The following is a 21,486-nucleotide window of genomic DNA, read 5'->3' on the forward strand; positions in this document are numbered from 1 at the left end:
TTATGGCGCTGGTCGGTATTAATAACGAAAACGAGTTTTACTCTAACCACTATCTGGGCGAAGTCTTTACCAGCGATATTCGCGATGTACTGGAACCCTGGATTGAGCAGGAAAATGCCGCTCGCGAAGCTGAACGCGCAGCCCGTGAACAGGGCAAAGAGGTTGAGGCGGGCTACCGCGCGCCGTGGAACCAGCTTAACAGCCTGGCGACAGAGTTTTTCCGTAAACTCACTGAACATGAAAAACAGCGCCAGATCCCGCTGCGTCTTGCCGATCAACGCACTCGCTGGCAGCCGCTATTAAAGGCATTGGGTTATGAACTCAATCCGCATATTCAGATGCTGGATGACGATACGCCTTTGCCGGTACTGGCTCGTTACAACAGCACCGACGGCAGTCCGTGGCTGTGGATTGTTGAAGCGCATGATCAGGAAGAAGGAACGCTGGATCCGCTGGCGCTGTCGTTACTGACCGCGCAGTTCCCGGCAGATACCGATAAACATAAGCGCGACAGCCTGCGTAAAAAAGCCAACGGTGAATATCGCAGCTGGCAGGATCTGCTCTCCACGGTTGTCTTCACACAAAATGAACCGCCGCGTTTTGTACTGCTGCTTGGCAATCGCCAGCTGTTATTGCTGGATCGTACTAAGTGGGCGCAAAACCGTCTGCTGCGTTTTGATTTTGAAGAAATTTTAAGCCGTCGTGAAACGGATACGTTGAAAGCGACGTCGGTGTTGTTACACAAAGACTCGCTGTTACCCGGCAGCGGTGCGCCGTACCTCGATTCGCTGGATGACAATTCGCACAAACATGCGTTTGGCGTGTCGGAAGATCTGAAATATGCCCTGCGTGAGAGCATTGAGCTGTTGGGTAATGAAGCGATGCGTTATCTCATCGACAACGAGCTGGCTTATTATACCGGGAAACGTGCTATTAACCCGGATGAGTTGAGCCGCGAATGCCTGCGGTATATGTATCGTCTGTTGTTCCTGTTCTATATCGAAGCGCGCCCGGAACTGGGCTATGCGCCGATGACCGCCAAAACCTATCTGCAGGGATACAGTCTGGAAACGCTGCGCGATCTGGAGATGATCCCGCTGACCAGCGAAGAAGATCGCAACGGGCGCTACTTTCACGATAGCCTGAATATGCTGTTCAAACTGGTGCGTGACGGCTACAGCGGCGGCGTGAAAATGCAGGGCGACCTGGAGAGCGGCGACCGGATCACTATTCACAGCCATCAGTTCAGCGTGCCGCGTCTGGAAAGCCATCTTTTTGAAGCGAATAACACCCGTATTCTTAACCGTGTGGTGTTCCGCAACGAAACCCTGCAACAAATTATTCAGGCGATGTCGTTAAGCCGCCCGGGTAAAGGACGTTTTAATCGCCGGGGGCGTATCTCCTATCGCCAATTGGGTATCAACCAGTTAGGTGCAGTGTATGAAGCGCTGCTCTCCTACCGCGGATTCTTCGCCAGCGACGATCTCTACGAGGTGAAAAAAGCCGGAGAAGAGTTTAACGAGCTGGAGACGGGCTATTTCGTCAGCAAAGACGAGATCGGCAAATACAATGAAGACGAGAAGGTTTACGAAAAAGACGGCAGCCTGCGTATTCACCGTAAAGGCAGTTTTATCTATCGCATGGCCGGGCGCGACCGCGAAAAATCCGCTTCTTACTACACTCCAGAAGTGCTGACCCGCTCGTTAGTCAAGTATGCCCTGAAAGAGCTGTTTAATGAGCAAATTGATCCGATTACCGATCCGCACGCCAAAGCCGACGCCATATTAAACCTCACCGTGTGCGAACCAGCGATGGGCAGCGCGGCATTCCTTAACGAAGCCATCAATCAGCTCGCGGAAGCTTACCTGTTCCACAAACAGCAGGCGGAAGGTCGCCGCATTCCTCAGGATCGCTACACCCAGGAGCTGCAACGGGTGAAGATGTACATTGCCGACAACAACATATTCGGCGTGGACTTAAACCCGGTGGCGGTGGAGCTGGCGGAAGTGTCGCTGTGGCTGAACGCCATCAGCGGTGATGCATTTGTGCCGTGGTTTGGCTACCAGCTGCACTGCGGCAACTCGCTGGTGGGGGCACGCCGTCAGGTGTTCAACAAGAGCGAGCTGACCTACAAAAAAGCGAAAGATCCGAGCTGGCTTAACAGTGAACCGGCCGAGCTGGCGATGAATATTCCACGCGAGGAGAAGCAGATTTTCCACTTCCTGCTGCCGGACAGCGGTATGGCCAACTACAGCGACAAAACCGTCAAACAGCGCTATCCGGATGATTTCAAAGCGCTGGACAGCTGGCGCAAAGAGTTTACCAAAAGCTTTGCACCACATGAGATTGTCGATGTGCAGCGCATCAGCGGCAAAGTGGAAGCGCTCTGGAACACATTTCGTCAGCAGCTGAAAGCCGAGCGCCAGAAAACCGCTGACAATTACCCGGTATGGCCTGCGGAAAATACGGCCCAAGTCCGCTCTTCTTTAAGCAGTAAAGACGAAACCTTCAGCGGTCGCCTTGAAGATAACAGTAGCTATCAGAAACTGCGCTGGGTGATGGACTACTGGTGCGCGCTGTGGTTTTGGCCAATCGACAAAGCGGATGAACTGCCGGATCGCGGCATGTGGCTGATGGAGATGGAGACTCTGCTTGACGGTATTGTTGTCACGGAAAGAGTCACTGAAGCCGCAGAACAGGCCACTGGCGATCTGTTTGCCGACGAGGATATTGTGCGTGAAGAGTCTTCGCTGTTTTCCGGCGCTGGTCGCCTGAAAACCGATGTGCTGTTCCGCCATTTACCACGTCTGGCGATAGTCGATGCGCTGAAAAAGCAGCACCGTTTCTTCCATTGGGATCTAGAATTCTGCGATCTATTTGCCGAGCGCGGCGGCTTTGACCTGATGCTCGGAAACCCGCCGTGGCTGAAAGTGGAATGGCAGGAAGCCGGCGTGCTGGGCGACTACGAGCCGGAGTTTGTGCTGCGTAAGCTGAGCGCCTCGAAGCTGGCGATGTTGCGTGTTGATACCTTTAATCAGATTCCGGCGCTGGAAGCGGCCTGGCGCAGCGAGTATGAAGGTTGTGAAGGGATGCAAAACTTCCTGAATGCGCAGCAGAACTACCCGGTACTGCGTGGTGTGCAGACTAACCTGTATAAATGCTTCCTGCCGCAGGCATGGCGTTTAGGATCGCAGAATGGCGTGGCAGGTTTCCTGCACCCGGAAGGGATTTATGACGATCCGAAAGGTGGGCAACTGCGTGCGTCGGTATATCCGAGGCTGAGGGCGCATTTTCAATTTCAGAATGAGTTAAATTTGTTTGTTGAAGTTGATCACCATGCGAAGTTCAGCAGCAATATTTATTCTGCTAGCCCTGGCTCTGTGGGATTTGAACACATATCTAATTTGTATGCTCCGCAAACTATTGATGCATGTTTTGAACATTCTGGTAGTGGGGACATTCCCGGTCTCAAAGACGAGATTGAGAGCGAGGGAAAATTAAAAGTTGTATGGAACACATCTGGCCACTGTTCTCGACTAATAAGTATCGCCACTCATGAGCTAGAATTATTTGCTCGTCTTTATGACAGCGAAGGAACGCCAGCCTGGCAGGCACGTTTGCCAGCTTTGCACGCAGAACAACTTGTTGCAGTACTGGAGAAGTTTGCTAATCAGCCGAAGAGATTGGGTGATTTACAGGGGCAATATTTATCCCTGGAAATGTGGCATGAAACAAACCAGCAGAAAGACGGCACTATTGAACGTAAGACGCAGTTCCCTGAGGATGCATCACAATGGGTATTGTCTGGCCCGCACTTCTTTGTTGGGACGCCGTTCTACAAGACTCCACGCCAAAACTGTACGTTAAACAGCGATTATGACTGCCTGGACCTGCTAACTTTGCCCGACGATTACCTGCCGCGCACTAACTATATTCCGGCATGTGATGCGCAGGAGTATGCCAAACGTACTCCACGCGTTACATGGACTGAACTTGGTGAAGATGAACCGAGAAAAGTTACGGACTACTATCGTCTATTTCTGCGGAAAATGATTAGTCAATCAGGTGAAAGATCTTTGATCTCTACCTTAGCTCCACCAGATGCTGCGCATATCCATGGATGCATTTCCTTTACCTTAAAAGATCATCAAGATCTTTTAAGGGCTGCGATCATTTGCTCATCTTTGACCGGTGATTTCTATCTAAAATCTACAGGCGTAGGTAACTTTGGATTATCTCAATTCAATAGCCTTCCTTATCTTTCTAATCGTGTTGTATCTATTGTTAGTGGACGTTATTTGGCATTAGTAAGTCTTGTAACTCCTTATCAAGACCTTTGGAATTCTTGCTACACCCAAGATTTCAACACCCAGCGCTGGAGTCGCAATCTCCCGCAACTCCCCCAAGATTTCTTCGCCAAGCTGACCCCAGAGTGGCAGCGTAACTGCGCCTTACGTTCCGACTACAGTCGCCGTCAGGCGCTGGTGGAAATCGACGTGCTGGTGGCACAGGCGTTGGGTTTAACCCTCGAGGAACTGCTCACCATCTATCGCGTTCAGTTTCCGGTGATGCGCCAGTACGAAGCCGATACCTGGTACGATCAAAACGGCCGAATTATCTTTACGCCAAGCAAAGGGCTGGTGGGTGTTGGCCTGCCGCGTACCGCGCGTAAAGCGGACCTGAAAAACGGTTTTGTCTTTAACGTCGACAGCCCAGACTGGACCAGCGGCGACTGCACCGATCAAGCCATCGGCTGGGATGATGTCAAACATCTGCAAACCGGTACCGTCAGCGTCACTTTTGATGATTATACCCGAAGCGATGAAGGCGAGCGCCGAACTGTCGTCTGGCAGGCACCTTTTATCAAACCTGACCGTGAAGACGATTATAAAGTTGCCTGGTCATTCTTTGCACAAGATAAGGAGAGCGCCTGATGCTGCCTTCCGTTGTCAGTCGGCAGGTTGCCGACAGCGTTGCTTCCTTTTTACGGGCAGCCTTCCCGCTTAACAGCCCGCTGTTTAATGGTGAAGAAAATAATAACGTCTCGATGCTGGAGCAATTTCTGTCCCAGCCGGAAACGCTGCTGAAAGGGCCGTATCTTTCCGCTCAGCTGCCGTTTCGTAAAAGTGACTTACCGCTGAACTTCTTCCCTAACCTGACGCTGCCGTTCCCACCGCACGCGCATCAGGCGCAGGCGTTTCAGCGCCTGGGTATCGAGATGCCTCAACCGACGCTGGTGGCGACCGGGACGGGTTCTGGTAAAACGGAATGTTTTATGTTCCCGCTGCTTAACCATTGTGCGGGGGCATCAGAGGCCGGTGTTAAAGCGATCATCATTTACCCGATGAACGCTCTGGCAACCGATCAGGCCAGCCGTTTCGCCAAAACTATCGCCAGCGATCCGCAGTTGCATGGCAAAGTAACCGTCGGCCTGTTTGTCGGCGACAGTGAAATCGAACCCAGCAAAAAGATGTCTGCAGATAAAGTCATCACCTGCAAACATACCCTGCGCGAGAACCCACCGGATATCCTGCTGACTAACTATAAGATGCTGGATTACCTGCTGATGCGCCCCGGCGATCAGAAGCTCTGGCGCTATAACCAGCCTGGGTCACTGCGTTATCTGGTGGTGGATGAACTGCATACGTTTGATGGTGCGCAGGGGTCGGATTTGGCCTGTCTGGTGCGTCGCTTAAAGCATCATATTGGTGTCGATGACAAGCGTTTTGCCTGTGTGGGGACGTCGGCTACCGTAGGTGACGAACTGGGACAACTACTCGATTATGCGAAAACGATCTTTGATCAGCCGTTTAGCGATGACGCGGTTATTCGCGAAGATCGCTACACGGCGACGGAATATCTGCAAGGTTATACCATCGAGTACAGTCAGTATCCGGGCCAGGATGTCAGCGCTGCGCTGGATCCGCAAACGTACGCCAGCCCGGTAGATTATCTGAACGGACAAATTCCACTATGGTTTCCGGATAGTTCACTGCAATTACCTGCCGATCTGGACAGCGATCTCGGACGTGAAAAGCGTATTGAGTTGGGCTCATTGTTACGTCGCCACAGCATCCTGCACGTACTCCTTGAGGATTTGCAGGGGGGAATTTTGTCGGAACAGCAGTGCCTGGAAAATCTCCAGGTGATGCTGGCGGAAAGCGCCGGGCATGCAACACGCGTGCTGCAAAGCATTCTGGCACTGATTGCCCAGGCACGCCTGGAGGTTCCAGAAAAACAGGAAGATCGGGAAAAGCGCCTACAGGTGAACAAAGCGAGGCCCGTACTGCCTTTTGTGCAACTACGTTCTCAGCTGTGGTTGCGCGAGATGCGCCGCCTGGTTGCCAGCGTGTCAAAAACACCTGAGCTTGTTTTTGCTGATGATGTCGCGGTGGAAGATCGCGAACATTATCTTCCCGTTATTCACTGTCGTGACTGCCATGCTACCGGGTGGGCGAGCTTGCGCCATGGTCAGAGCGTTCAACTCGAAACTGATCTGGACGGTATTTATCGTCAGTTCTTCGAAAAAGGCCGTTCTATTGTACTGGCCTTCCCGGATAACAACGATAAACCTGTCAGCGGTGTTCACCAGAAGCTGTGCCCTTCCTGTTTAAAGCTCAATAAGCAATCTAACGTGCAGTGCGGGCATTGTGGCCATACTGGTCTGCTACAAGTACTTATCCCGGATATGCTCAAAGAGCGTAAGGATGAGCTGGAATTTGCCAACGAATGCCCGTACTGCAACAGCAAACAGGGTATTTCGATTCTTGGGTCACAGGCAGCCAGCCTGTCGGCGGTGATGATCCATCAGCTTTATGGCAGCCAGTTCAACGAACATAAAAAACTGATTACGTTTTCTGACTCGGTACAGGATGCCGCACACCGCGCCAGTTTCTTTACCGCCCGAACCTGGCCGTTGATGGTACGCGGACAAATCGCCAGCGTGTTGGGTGAAAAAGAAACGTTACCGTTGGATGCCTTTGCGGCACGTGTCTGCCAGCAGACGCGTGAACGTTCACCGGATGATGCTCATTTTGCCGCGAGCTTCATCGCGCCCAACATGCAGTGGATGAACGATTACCAGACGTTGAAGAACGAAGGCCAGCTGGCAGAGAGTTCCGATTTACCGGAGCTGGTTTCTCTTCGTCTCGACTGGGAGGTATACAGCGAATTTACCCTACGCGCACGAATTGGACGTACGCTGGAGGCCACCGGTTACGCAGCTGCAGGAATTGATGTTGCACGTTTCAATTCAGCGATAACGGCGCTTCACCAACAGCTTGTCGAAGAGCTGGGTGATGAAATGGTTGGGGTCAGCGTTGAGCAGGTGGCACACCTGGTGATTGGCGTTCTTTGGCATCAGCGGCAGGCGGGAGCTGTTCTGCATCCGGCTTTCGAAAGTTATCGTCGTGAGGGCAAGACCTTTATGATGACGCAGAAGGAGCGAACTTCACGCTATATGCCATCTATTGGTCCGAAAACGCGTAAACCGGCCTATGCCTCGTTTGAAAAAATAAATGGCTTCCATCGTCTGATTGGTGCGAAATCCAACCCCAGCTGGTATCAGCATTGGATCAACCGAACGCTCAGCAACGGCAATAATCTGTTTATCAGCAGCCTGGCCGAGACGGTTTTACGACGTCTGTTTGCGACACTAAAAATGGCCGGGTTGGTAAAAGACTTTGACACAAAAGGCAAAGAAGCTTGGGGGCTAGTACCTTCAGCGCTGGTAGTGAGCCGAGATGTTGTTCAGCTAAACTGCTCTTGCTGTCGTGAGGTTGTTCGGGCACCGGCCGATCAGGGGTGGCACTGGCGAAACGCGCCATGTCTTTCTCTGCGCTGTGAAGGCCGCTATCAGGAAACTGAAAATACAGTGACCTGGCACTGGGATAATATGGACATCGCTCGTGTTCAGGGGGCAGAGCATACCGGATTACTGAGCCGTGAAGATCGTGAGGCTACGGAACAATCGTTCTACCGCGGTAATCAGCCATGGAATATAAACCTGCTTTCGGCAACACCGACGCTGGAGATGGGTATCGATGTGGGTGACCTTTCTACGGTATTACTCTGTTCTGTTCCACCCGCGCAGGCTAATTACTTACAGCGTATTGGTCGTGCCGGGCGTAAAGACGGCAATGCACTTAACATCACGGTGGCTGAGGGGAACCCGCACGATCAGTTCTTCTTTGAAGAGCCTCTGGAGATGATGCAAGGGCAGGTACAGGCCCCTGGTGTGTTCCTGAACGCAACGGCTATCCTGGAGCGTCAGCTGGCCGCATTCTGCATGGACAACTGGGTGAAAACCGGCGTCCCGGCATCTGCTATCAGCAAAAACGTGAAGCAGATGCTGGACGAGCTGGAGTTTGGACACAAGTCTGGGTTCCCTTATAACTTCCTGCGTTATGTTGAACAACATCATGCGGATATTGCTCAGCAGTTTTCGTCCATCTTCCCGGATCTTACGGAAGACACTCGTCTACAGTTACTGTCATATTTGCAAGGGGCATCAGGGCAGCGTTCTCTGGTTCAACGTATCGAACAAGCATTAAAACTGCTGGTGGAAGATCGCAAATCGTTGCGTTCCCGGATTGATAAACTCAAGCGCAGTATCGACAAGCTGGAGAGCGATCCGCACGATCAAAACTTTGACAGCGATATGCGCGAGTTGACTTCGGAACGTCAGGCGCTGATGGCCCTGGTGAACCAGATCAATAACAAGCAAACGCTTAATTTCCTCACCGATGAAGGATTACTTCCCAACTATGCCTTCCCGGAGGCCGGTATTACGCTGCGTTCTGTGCTGTGGCGGCGTAAAGACGGTGGGGAGACGCGTGAGTATCAGAACACGACCTACGAATACGAACGTCCGGCATCAACGGCGCTGGCTGAACTGGCCCCGTTGAATAACTTCTATGCGGGCGGGCATAAAGTTGAAATCGAACAGATTGATCTTAAATTGTCTGAGCCTGAAAACTGGCGTATTTGCAGCCACTGTAACTACAGCGAGAATATCGATCAGACCGGCGATCAGCATAAATACTGCCCTAAATGCGGCACACCAGGTTGGGCTGATGCCGGACAAAAAACGACGTTACTGAAGCTTCGCCAGGTTTATGCCCGCTCAAGCGCCCGGGACAGCCAGATCAGTGATGAGAGCGATAGCCGAGAACCGGCATTCTTCCAGCGACAGCTGCTGGTCAGCTTCGAAAAAGAGGATGTATCGGCCGCTTATGCCATTGATGAAGGAGAAATCCCGTTTGGCTTTGAGTTTTTGAGCAAAGTGACTCTGCGAGATATCAACTTTGGCAAAATGGCGGATGATGCCAATGAACTGATGATCGCAGGAGAGGCAAAGAAACGCACCGGGTTTAAAGTTTGCCTCGGCTGCGGCATGGTGCAGCGCCCTCGCGATCATGAACCACGTCATGACCTGAGCTGTAAATATCGCGCTGAACCCGAAAAAGCGAAGTATGAAGATTATCTCTACCTTTATCGCCAACTGGAATCTGAGGCATTGCGTATCCTGCTGCCAGTGACCAGCTACAGCAACGATCGCGTGGTGGAAGCCTCCCTGGGTGCAGCCATTCAGCTTGGGCTTAAACATTACTTCAAAGGTAACGTGGATCATCTGAAAGGCGTGGTGTATCGCGAGCCGGAAAATGAGGGCGAATCCTGGCGTCAGTATCTGGTGATTTACGACACCGTACCAGGGGGGACTGGCTCACTCAAAGAATTGATGCGTACACCTGACAACCTTCTGAAATTACTTGAGCTGGCCTACAAGGCGCTAGTGGAATGCAGCTGCAACCATGATACGCATAAAGACGGCTGCTATCGCTGTGTTTACGCTTACCGTGACCGCGGGCGTATGAAGTATGTATCAAGAGATCAGGCGCGTCTCTTACTGGCGAAAATCCTGAAGGCCAGTGCTGCTATACGCGTTATTGATTCCATCAAAAACATTTCGCTTGATGCCATGATGGGGAGTGAACTGGAAAAACGGTTCATTCACTGCCTGCAGGATAACAAAAATCTTCTCGTGAGCCGGAGTTATGCCCATCAGAATGCAGGCTGGATTATTAATACCCGTACAGAACCGGCGATGAGCTGGCATCTCAAAGCACAGGTTGATTTAGGGGTTAAAGAAGGAGTAGGCATCCTTAGCCGACCAGATTATGTGCTCTATCCTCTGATGCAGTCAGAAAAGATAAAACCGGTAGCACTTTTCCTGGATGGTTTTGCTTTTCATAAAGATAGCGTGTCGGATGATGTCCAAAAACGGCAGGCGATTAAAGACAGCGGTAATTTTTGGGTATGGACAGTGACCTGGGCAGACCTTCAAGAACAAGGTATTAAACATGTACAGAATGTTATGGGGCTTGGTCATAACCCGGATATGAAACAGCCTAAGTTTTATAACCCGTTCCATGATACAAACTTTGCTACGCTTGAAGGTTCATTCAGGGAGAGAAACAGTTTTGCACTGCTACTCGATTATCTCTCTGATCCCGGTAATAAAACTCTGCTATGGCAGAAAATGGCTGCTGCCTTTGCTTGGGTGTGGCTGGATCCTAAAAAGTCGCAGGATACCGGAGCCAAACAAAAGTATGCCTATGAAATGCAGGAGAACGCTCCCGCTTATCGGTTGAATGCACTTTTGCCTGATGAACCTTTTGTATTTGGAGGTTTACTGGATAGCTGTAGTTCATCACAACAGTTCATTGAGCTGGCAGCTGTTGTACCGCAACAAGCCATTAAATCAACGACAAGCATTGAACAAATGCGAAATTGGTTGAGGCTGCATATTTGCTTTGACGATCGTTATCCCCAGGATAATGGCTATGAAGCCGGATTTAATGGTTTCTGGTGGATGGTGAATTTACTGCAGTTCCTGCCAGATATGACATTCACCAGCCGTAAAGCGGTCCATTTACCGCAGAAGCCTGAAGCGGTAAAAATGCAGACTTCGGTGGTAGTGGATATTCAGCCTGACGAGAGCTGGGCGGATATACTTGAGTTTGGTTTATTGAGCGCAGAAGAAATCGCTTTGCTTCAGTCGTTATCGCTTCCGGCACCGACAGTCGGATATGAATTACAGGATGACGATGGCGAAATTATTGCGGAAGCCGATCTCGCCTGGCCATTACAAAAGCAAGCCCTGATTATCGATAATCAGAGCTTTACTGCTTTATTCGAAAGTAAGGGTTGGCACGTTGCTTTCGGGCCAATTGACGAAAATACATTGCAGCATCTGTCCGGAGGTGACAAATGACGATTCCAACGCCAAAGGTGGCACTTTCTGATGGTTTTCTGGGGGCTTTTGCGCGGATTCCTAAAGCGCAGCAAAAAAAGGTCCAGGAATTCATCTCCAAGTTCCGCCAGGATCCGACGAGTAATGGGCTGAACTACGAAAAGATCCACGATGCACGCAGCAATAATGTGCATTCTGTGCGTATTGACCAAACCTACCGGGGGATCGTCCTGAAACCTGAGCAGGGTGCTCTGTATATGCTGATGTGGGTGGATAAGCACGACGAAGCCTACGACTGGGCGCGGCGACACGAATGTGCGATTCACCCGGTAACCGGTGCGATTCAGGTGATTGATACCAGCTATATCAAACCTACCCCCGAGCCGACCGTTGTTGATAAACCCAAACTCTTTGCTGCTTATACGGCAGAGCAGATCCTCGCGCTGGGCATTCCTCCTGTGTTTATTGAGCAAGTGATGGCTCTTGTAGATACTGCAGGGCTGAATCAGCTGGAAAGTGTGATGCCTGCGGAAGCCTGGGAGCCCCTACACTGGCTGGCAGAAGGTCTGGATTACCAGGAAGTGCTGGAGGAGTTTAACGATCACCGTGATGAGCCTGTTGATACCAACGACTTTATTGAGGCGATGGAACGAAGTAAACGTCGTTTCCATGTCGTTGAAAATGAACAGGAGCTACTGCAAATGCTCAATGCGCCACTGGAAAAATGGCGTGTATTCCTGCACCCGAGCCAGCGAAAACTGGTGGAGTCTCCGGCAAATGGTCCGGTACGTGTATTGGGTGGTGCAGGCACGGGAAAAACAGTTGTTGCGATGCATCGTGCTCGTTGGTTATCCCAACGCCTGGCCGATAAACCCGGTAAAAAAGTTCTGTTCACAACCTTCACCCGTAACCTGGCGGCGGATATTCGCGCCAACCTCCAGCGTTTGTGTAGTCGTGAGGAGATGGCGCGTATTGAAGTTGTTAACATTGATGCCTGGATGAGCGAGCAACTGAAACGCCATGGATATGATTTCCGCGTGGTGTATGACAGCGATGAAGGAAGACGTAAATGCTGGAACTATGCCTTGCAGCAAGTCCCTGCTGAATTGGGATTACCGGATAACTTTTATTCTGAAGAGTGGCAACGTGTTGTTCAGCCGAATGCAGTTTACAGTCGTGAAGAATATCTGAAGGTGAGCCGTATTGGTCGTGGCACGGCGTTATCACGTATTCAGCGCGCGAAAATCTGGCCTGTGTTTGAAGAGTTCCGGGCACAAATGGCGCGAGCCAAACTGCGAGAGATGGGAGATGCCATGCATGAGGCTATCATTCTGTTTAAAGAAAAACAGGTGCAATTGCCTTATAGCAGTATCGTAGTCGATGAAGCTCAGGATATAGGCGCACCGGCCTTTACCCTTATTCGTAGCCTGGTTCCAGAGTCTCCTAACGATCTCTTTATCGTGGGTGATGGACATCAGCGTATTTACCGCAATAAAGTCGTTCTAGGTCAGTGTGGGATTAACGTTCGTGGGCGCCGTAGTAAAAAACTGAAAATTAACTACCGGACTACAGAAGAGACGCGACAGTTTGCTGTCGGGTTGTTAACCGGCGTTAAGGTTGACAACCTGGATGGTGAAACTGATGCCAGCAACGATTATTTATCATTGCTTCATGGTGAAAAACCCATGATCACTCATGCTTCAGATTTTAAAGAAGAGGCTGCGACGATTATCAAGCAAATTCAGGCGTTGTTAGCCAATGATGTCCGTTCCCAGGATATCTGCATTACCGCTCGTACGAAGCATGCTTACGAGCGTTATGCTTCTGCTCTGAATGATGCTGGAATCGAGACCTATAATTTAGGTCAGGATAGTGGTGATAGTGATCAACGCCCTGGTGTGCGTATGGCAACGATGCACCGCATTAAGGGGTTGGAGTTCCAGTATGTGTTTCTTGCGGGCATCAACGATGGTGTTGTGCCGGAAGTCAAAGCAATTGCATCTGATGACCCTGTAGAACAGCGCGATGCATTATTTAATGAACGAGCGTTGCTCCATGTGGCTGCAACGCGCGCGGTAAAAGGATTGTTTGTTTCGTCTTACGGTAAACCTAGTTTTTTACTGGAGCCTGAAAGCGAGTAATCCAGCCAGATAACCAGAAGCTACAGCTTCTGGTTATCTGCATTTTAGCACTCATCAATATCGGCCACTGATTTGCTGATTTGGTAAGTGCCAGGAAAGAAAGTGGAACATGGAAGGGCTTTCGCAGTGCACTGATTGCGTGTTGTTAGCCCTGTGGGCATAAGCGACTGACGCAACGAAATGTACATCGAGAAATTTCTGACTGAATACGATGACTCGCTAACGGGTGAGTTGAATGTGGATCCGCTTGGGCAATTAGTCATCTGGTCGTCCTGGGGGCAGGACATCTTTCATAGCCGTATTACTTCTATCGCAAATGATGTACGGCAATATACGCTGAATCTGCTGCATCACAGCGTATTACGCCAGATACTGGTCGATGAAAAGCTGCAAACTTCAGGCGTGATGAAAGGTCTGTATCCCAAAAAGCAATTACATGAGTTTAGAGTTGCCTGTCTGATCCATTTGGAAAATATTTATATCTACTCCATGCTGGCGGCTGAAAAAAGAGGTGTCACTCTCACTGGTGTGCAGGGTATTAATAAAGCCAGATCTAAATGGAACGCTGCAAATAAAAATCCTCAGATACTTTTTGGTCATGAGAAAAGTAGTGAGTTACTGACTAATCAGATCGCTCTTGGTACCAATGGGCGCTATAAATCGCCAATGATGAAAATGCATTTTTTCTCTACTGATTATCGCTATGATCTGCCGGAAAGCAAGCCAGTGTGGCAGGCAGCAGAGGCATTTATTCGGAATGTACCAGAGCTGAAAAAATTACATGCAGCGGCATTGACTTACATGCAATTGAAAATGCAGGCCTCACATAAGCGCGACCTCAACCCATTTTTCGAAGATATTCCTGTCGGCCTAAAAAAGGCGTATGTAAAGGCATTCCGCGACCCGAAAATGGTCGGGGATTATTCGCGAATATTCTGGCTACAAAGAACGGGGTTAGATAAATATGCAGCGGGTGCTATTTATCGGGTACTCAAGCAGGAACGTTTGGACGAGTTAGAGCTTACAGATGCTGAAGTTTTCAAACGTGCCATGCATCAGACGAAAAGTATGCCTGAAATGAATGAAAGTGACCTCAGGGCGTTACAACATATCAGTCAGGCGGAGCCATTTTTATCCCTGATCGACCTGATGTTTTCAGGCTTACGCCGACAGAGTAGTCAGACTTTGGCAGAATTTCGTCAATTCTGGCAGTCGCGCGGTCTTACGGAACCTGATCTGCCACAAAGGGCGACTCAGCTTCTGGAAAATGATGTGCTCCTTTCCTCGCTTTCCGGTACGCCCGCCAGACGTTTTCAGCAACTATTAGCACTGGCCTGTATGCCGTCGCTGGAAGATCAGGTTCGAGGCTTGCTGGATTATCATCACAAGATAATGGAGTCAAGGGGGCAGTTCCCGTGGCTCCTGCTTGAAGGTGATGATATTTTGCTGCAGGTACCACCATGTTCGCTACGCGAAGATCGTCAGAATAGCGACTGGGTAAACCGTTATTATCTACCACAGTTCAGACATTTGCTGAACGGTTTATGGGGGCATTCTGCATGAAGCTGTTAGATGTCTTCAAAAAGCAAATTGCTGATATGGGTATGTTGAAACGTGTCTGGCTCACCACCTTTAATCTGGATATCTCTTTTGTTGAAACGTGGGTACTTCCTGCTGTGTTGGGTATGGACCCGCCCGTTAGTCGTATGGATTACGAAGGTCTGCAGCGTGCGCTGAATGAGAGTGGTATTGATTTCCGCATCTACTGCGATCCGCGCATGATTGCGAAAGAAAAGCCGAAACGTACCTCCATTGCGGTATATCCGGTGTCGGTGCGTAAGCTGGCTCAAAGCGAAGAGTCTTATCTGGATAAAGAGCGCGGGCTGTTTCACCCAAAAGTATTTTATCTCGAAGATCACTACAGAAAGATTATTGTGGGTGCGGGCAGTGCCAACCTTACGCTTAGTGGGTGGGGGCGAAATCAAGAAACTGTGGATTTTCGTTGTGTTGCAAGTAATGCCCAATACCAGCAGGTAAAACGATTTTTTACCACAATTGATAACAGTCTGAATGATGAAGAATTTTTCCCAACCCGTCGCAAGTTTCTCGGTGATGATCCTGATTGGTCATTTATTCACAGTCTGGCTGGTTGCACACTGCTAGATGCATTAAAAAACGGCGGTGAGATTCATACACTCAGTGTTTGGTCGCCTTATCTTGCTGAGGATTTAGCAGGGTTTATCGACAATATTGGGCATGAAGTGCTCGTAGAACTGGTTCCGGATTTGGTTGAGGGACGTTATATCCGCACTCGATGGAGTGACAGTATTCAGGCAATGATTACAAATAAAAAGCTTACCGTGTATCGCTCTCCAGTGCCCAAGGACGATAGGGCATTGATGACCCACGCCAAGCTCTGGCTGGCGAAAAGCAATACCGGTATGCAACTTGCCGTGGGGTCCTGGAATTTCACCAACCCGGGTTGCAGCAGCTTACCTGAGGCAAACTGGAATGTAGAAGCGGGAATTGTGCATCCGGTCTCTCGTAACATCACGATTTGCGGCAAAGAATGGGATGATGTTAATGAAGAGAATTTCGCCGGTGAAGCATTGTTGGAGGAAGAGGCGCTGGAGCCGGATGAACTTCTACCTTTCGATCTGAGCGTTATTTTTGACTGGACTCGATGTGAGTATCAGATTTCCGGGCAATGGTTCGGTGGTAAGCCTGCGTCAGGTTATCAACTGATATTGCCCGGTATCAACGGGGCAAATGAATTGGTATGGAAAGCTACCGGTATAGGTCTGAAATCGCCCCGGCAATTAGCGGTATTAAAAAGCAATGCCGTATTGGATAACCCCTTTTATACCCTTCGTAGAACAGGAATAACCGACTGGCAGGGCATGATCGTTGAAAGCGGTATTGAACACCGGCGTGCGTTGAGCTTTAAGTCGCTAGATGACTTACTTAACAGCTATCTGAATTCAGCGGATCCCGCATTGAGTGATCGCCTTATGCTGCGCTGTGCTGGAGCGCAGGATGAAGAGCAAAGTGAGGGGATGGCGCAAGTCATGAATTTAGATGCCACTAGCTATTTCCGCCTCTTTCAGGCTATCCAACAACGGCGCAACTGGCTATCAGACGCGGACGATGGCACTCAGCTATATCGTCGTTTGTTCAGTGAACCAGGTTGCTTACAGGAATTGGCTGAAATAGCCAGGGAGCGTATAAATCAACCGACTCAGCCAGTATTTAACTGGTTTCTGGCCCAAGAAGTTAACACTCTGGCCGCTCTGGCAAGAAAGCGTGTTAAAAGCATCCGTCACAAACAAGGGGCTGAAGCCATATCTGTGGCTGTGCACTTGTGGGAGTCTCTACAGGTTGTAATTCCACCTCTAACTAGCGATGCCGCTAGCCTGCGTTATCTCGCAGCTATCAGGGAAGACTGTAGTTATGCCGAATAAGTTAAAACAGAACATTACTCCGGTTGAGGTTTCAGCCGCGATGAATTTCGATGCGACTGATATGCATTGGCAGTATCAATCCGGTGCTTCCAGCATGGCGGCGAAGCAGGCTGAGGGTGTGGCTGGGTTGTGGAATTTGCTGAATAAACAACGATTGGCACTCCTTGCTGATGAAGTCGGCATGGGGAAAACTTATCAGGCGATGGGAGTAATGTTGTTGTTATGGCAGGCAAAACCTGATGCACGCATTCTGGTTATGGCACCTAACAGGACGCTCTGTGATAATTGGGAGAGAGAATTTAGCATTTTCACAGAGATACACTATCGGGCTGAACATAATGCCTTTACCACTTTAGAGGGCAAGACAAAATATGCCCCACAAATTTATGGCAGACTGGCGGAGCTGGCGGCCGCTGTGGAGGAAAAGTCTCACCATTTTTACCTTACTACTATCCATTCACTAAGCGGTCTAGTCCCTCCAGATGAAAAAAAAGATGCTTTAAATGCTGCCGCGTCTTATGGCGTGTTATATCGTCAGCAGATTAAGCAAGCTCTTGGAAAAGGAGGGTTTGACTTAATTATAATCGATGAGGCTCATTACTTTCGTAACCGAAGCGGATCACAGCGTGCCGCCGCCGCTCAGGCCTTCTTTGGTGATGCGCAGGACCGGCTGGGGAGCAATGTACTGCTGTTGACGGCAACCCCTAATCACTCAGCATCGCGAAATCTTTATGACATATTTAGCTACTTCAGTGATATGCCAAAACGTTATGCAGAGGATGATGTCCGTGCGCTGATGAATGATTTTGCCATCCGCCGACTGCGCAAAATGCAGGGCAGAGAGAGCAGCCACAGCAAATATGAATATCGTCATGAGCGCGCTAGCATTTCCAGTTTTACTGATAAGATGGATGCTGAGTTGTTTTTTGCTCTATATCAGAAACAACTTGTGGTTCAACTGGACAAAGAGAAAAAGGCAGGTGGCGGCAGGCGCATGCTATATGGCTATCTTGAAGGGTTTGAATCAACGGGCAGTACCGCCTGTGAGCGGGATAATAGTAGTGATGAAGAGGGGCAAATCCATAATGACTTCAACCACGCGCCGGATTCTGCTCTGCTCAATAGCTTGACCCGGCAGTTTCACGATATCTATCACCGCTTTCCAGATCACCCCAAATACGACGCGCTGGTAGAGGCCTGCTTTACCAGTGATCCGTTCAAGCAGTCTCAGCCGCTACATTGTAGTAAGCATTTGGTTTTTGTTCGTCGAATACCATCTGTGCGCGAAATTACTCAGCGCATCAACGCACGTTATGATGAAATAATGGCTGAGCGATTGATGAATGTCTGGCAGCTGCCTGCGAAGGCGCTGGTAGAATGGCGAGAGTCGGGTTGGTCCCGAGATATTTTTGTTAAGTTTTTATCGGAAAAATCCAATGAAAAGCCCGATTTCGATGAGCATATGCTGGAGTACGGGGAGACAGATGAGCCTGAAACGGATAACGAGCTAAAGCTTTCAAGTAAAATTGCCGAGCTATTTGTTATGAAGAAAACTGGCCTGCGCAGTACCGACTGCGCCAACGTTAGTTTGCGTTTCCGTCGCCCTGAAAGCCTCTTTTCTTTATTTCTTGAGCCTGCATTGGATGGTACGACCGGGACCTATCATTATCATTACCGCAAAGAGTCTGGTGAACGTCAACGTGACAGCTATGGTGATGCCGCGAGAGATGCCCGGCTGCAGCAATCGACATCAGCTCAGAAAATCAAATATATCACTGCTTTGCCCACAGCCTGGGGATTGATGTTTCATGAGCTGCCGCGGCCAGCAAAAGAGCAATTGATTAAGTGGCGTGACCAGCCTAACGGTATGGCAATTATTGAGAACTTTGCCAACTATCTTCGCACGGGTTACCTGTTTGCCAGCCCTGTGATCATTGAGCTCTATTGCTGGTTTACAGAGTTCAACCGTCGACCTCAAACAGGTGAGGTCCAGCAGCGATATCAGCATTTTGTAGAATGGGTCACCCCAAAATTGAATGGATCACTGATGCTACGTTATTTTGTGGCTGCCATTGAAACTTTCGAAACGCTATGCGTGAAAATTGTTGGTCAGAAACTAGATAATACTCAATATACTTGGCGCGAGTTCACTAGCTTGAGTAGCCCAGGTTGGTATGCCAGCGGGCAGTCACAAAATCGCGAACGTTTAATTCGTGGATTTAATTCACCTTTCTTCCCTAATGTGCTGGTAGCAACCTCTGTGTTGCAGGAAGGCGTGAATCTTCATCTTCAATGCCATCAAGTTCATCATTATGGCATCGCCTGGACTCCTGGTGATAACGAGCAGAGGAATGGACGAGTTGATCGCCTCTTTGGTCGAATCAATACAATGCTTCAAGTCCAGGGGGCGGCTGAGATGATTATCAAATATCCCTACCTTGCAGGTACCTTCGACCAGGATCAGTTGGCATCATTTATACGCCATAAACACAGTGTTGAAGAGAAGTTAGATAGTTGCGAGCTGGAGGATTTTGACAGCGCAATTGATATTCAGGAGGACCCTCAAGGTTGGCAAAAATGGCTACGACAACCTTCTAAGGATAAAGATAAAGAAGATCCTTACCCAGCCAAGTTTGATCAGTAGTGTTTATCGTGTATGTGGTAATAATATATCAGGTGCTTACGAGCAGTTTTTTGCAGGAAACTGTTTTAAATAGAAACTGGGGTCGCAACACCACAGGTCACGCAGTATTTTTCTCCATCGCAATCATTTTTACATAAAACGCAGTGCCAGAAAAAAACCAGTGGTGCAGACACCAGCTCTGCCAGCATAAATCTCAGTTTTCTTTGTCGGCAATCATCCTTCCCCCGAGGGGGCCAGAGTGTTATCGTCGAAAGTAATCAAGGAGTTGGCAAACATAGTATTGGTTCCTGCCAGACAATTCGCAGGCCTAACCGTCCCAGCAGGACTGACAGACACCGTGCGGTTGAATGGTTTAAAGGTGTTATGAGGGTGGGAGTAGTGTGGTTCTCACACGATGAGATGCTGGCGTAAAAAATTGCTTTACTCAGAAGACATTCTTACGTGGCCGTCCGCTTGAAGGTCGTTCGGGGACCTCATTGCAACCGAACAGTAACAGCCCATGTTTCTGCTGGGTTTTGGTCATATACACCAGTACCTGCCGGATGTTGGTGATACTGTCTGGATCGCTGTAACGTACCGGAATGTTGATATTGGCCTCGTAATGCTCTTTAAACTCACATCTGTGATACCAGCCTTCCCGGTCAGTGATATCACTCCAGTACAAACCGGCTTGCTGCGCCCAGGGATAGGTATTCTGAGTTTTACTACCATCCAGCCAGAACACGACATGAGCATGGTAGTGGTGGTCTTCTGTCCATTCGATAACCCAGAAGAAACCGACCACCGCTTCGAGTTGCATCATACGGTTCATCAGCTTTCGGATATCCCATTCAAGCTGCCGGTGATCCCGCAGGAAAAACTTAGCGATATGATCCTGGTAAAACAGATCTGTTCGGAGTGCCCGCAGGCAGGAGTAGCGTTCAACCATATTGTCGATATGATTGTTCAGGAGTGACTGTAAAAACCAGTCTGGCTCCCATTGTTGTTTGTTGTGCATAGGATGATTTTCTTTAGTGCTGGCGAGGGCCAGTCAGTGGAATGCACCAGGTCTTCAGGAAGGGCCATGGCAGAGGGAGTTGCATGGATTAGGGGGGATGGTTGTAAAAGGGAGTGCCTATTAATTATATTAATTAACCTATATTAATTTTCACTCCCCAATAACCCTCAAATTCTTTGCATGACTATGGATGAAGCCTGATTAAGTGGTTCCGCTGTCGTCCGCCATGCAAAGCAGACATACTCGTCCATCAGACTGGTCAGTGCAGGGTTTTCAGCCTGCCGGTCATTGATCCAGATATCCATCTCCTTGTCTTTTTTGAACCTGAGGTTGCCGGTCCAGTCATCAAGGCAATTACCCAACATCAAATCGTACCAGCACAGCCAGACCAGTTTCAGACGCAGCTCACTACCGCTGAACTGGCGGAACAAACTGATGAGCTTATTTGCCAGAGGACGCTGTTTTAAACGTACGCACTCAGACAGCAAAATCCCCTCCAGCATGGGATGGTGAGCCAGCAGATGCTCCTGAGTAAATAAACTGACGCTCAGGTCATCATTAACAGTCAGTGGAGCTGCTGCTCTGCCATAAATAATCCGGTGCAGGCACTGGGGGACAATAGCAATAACCTCTTCCTCTCCCGGAAACTTAAGGCTGCTAACCGTCAGGGTATGATGGTGGTAGATATTCTGGTGACACATACCCGATCTGATCGTCAGCTTCGTAAAATCGGTCAACCAGACCTGATAATATCTATAAAGTTCTTCGTAACGAGGCTTGTAATCTTTCATGGTTCATATTCCTTCCGGCTTAAATGACAGACAGCAGAAAACCTCCGAACGAGTCGGATAGTTATTTTCTTGCCGGGGGTTAGGTCAGAGTGGTGTTATTTACGGGACTGGTTAATACTGTAAGTATCCCGCATAATCGTGCCATTCACATTTAGAGACCCTCCGGCATAATCACTCTGCCAACAAAGGAGATCGCTA

General features: G+C 49.5%; 9 protein-coding genes. 6 read left to right on the plus strand and 3 right to left on the minus strand.

The annotated features are described in order from the left end of the window. Positions 1-2 precede the first annotated feature (2 nt). The 6 genes from JQ822_RS19360 (at position 3) to JQ822_RS19385 (ending at position 19,500) form a co-directional block, all read left to right on the plus strand. Positions 3-4,934 carry a class I SAM-dependent DNA methyltransferase gene (locus tag JQ822_RS19360; protein WP_213134824.1) on the plus strand — a complete coding sequence of 1,644 codons (4,932 nt, stop codon included), beginning with the start codon at positions 3-5 and terminating at the stop codon, positions 4,932-4,934. Then, complete coding sequence (locus JQ822_RS19365; protein ID WP_213134825.1) at positions 4,934-11,275, plus strand: DEAD/DEAH box helicase; 6,342 nt, start codon at positions 4,934-4,936, stop codon at positions 11,273-11,275. The genes JQ822_RS19360 and JQ822_RS19365 overlap by 1 nt, the downstream gene beginning before the upstream one ends. After that, complete coding sequence (locus JQ822_RS19370) at positions 11,272-13,395, plus strand: ATP-dependent helicase (protein ID WP_087827328.1); 2,124 nt, start codon at positions 11,272-11,274, stop codon at positions 13,393-13,395. Before JQ822_RS19365 ends, JQ822_RS19370 begins: the two co-directional genes overlap by 4 nt. A 180-nt stretch (positions 13,396-13,575) precedes the next feature. After that, positions 13,576-14,958: a hypothetical protein gene (locus JQ822_RS19375; RefSeq protein WP_213134826.1), complete on the plus strand. Its 1,383-nt coding sequence runs from the start codon at positions 13,576-13,578 to the stop codon at positions 14,956-14,958. Then, complete coding sequence (locus tag JQ822_RS19380) at positions 14,955-16,856, plus strand: hypothetical protein (RefSeq protein ID WP_213134827.1); 1,902 nt, start codon at positions 14,955-14,957, stop codon at positions 16,854-16,856. Before JQ822_RS19375 ends, JQ822_RS19380 begins: the two co-directional genes overlap by 4 nt. After that, a complete protein-coding gene (locus tag JQ822_RS19385; RefSeq protein WP_213134828.1) occupies positions 16,846-19,500 on the plus strand; it encodes a DEAD/DEAH box helicase in 2,655 nt (884 codons plus the stop codon). The genes JQ822_RS19380 and JQ822_RS19385 overlap by 11 nt, the downstream gene beginning before the upstream one ends. 65 nt (positions 19,501-19,565) lie before the next feature. Here JQ822_RS19385 and JQ822_RS24685 read toward each other — a convergent pair whose 3' ends face one another. From JQ822_RS24685 to JQ822_RS19400, 3 genes are all read right to left on the minus strand, one after another. Beyond that, the gene (locus JQ822_RS24685) at positions 19,566-19,688 is read right to left on the minus strand and encodes a putative zinc ribbon protein (protein ID WP_446715018.1); all 123 of its coding nucleotides are present in this window, start codon (positions 19,686-19,688) and stop codon (positions 19,566-19,568) included. A gap of 236 nt (positions 19,689-19,924) precedes the next feature. Continuing rightward, positions 19,925-20,497 (minus strand): YagK/YfjJ domain-containing protein, encoded by a 573-nt coding sequence (locus JQ822_RS19395; protein ID WP_213134829.1) that lies wholly within the window; start codon positions 20,495-20,497, stop codon positions 19,925-19,927. 167 nt (positions 20,498-20,664) lie between these two features. Then, positions 20,665-21,288 carry a hypothetical protein gene (locus tag JQ822_RS19400; protein WP_022650304.1) on the minus strand — a complete coding sequence of 208 codons (624 nt, stop codon included), beginning with the start codon at positions 21,286-21,288 and terminating at the stop codon, positions 20,665-20,667. Positions 21,289-21,486 lie beyond the last annotated feature (198 nt).

This window comes from Citrobacter sp. FP75, assembly GCF_018342065.1.
Classification (GTDB): domain Bacteria; phylum Pseudomonadota; class Gammaproteobacteria; order Enterobacterales; family Enterobacteriaceae; genus Citrobacter.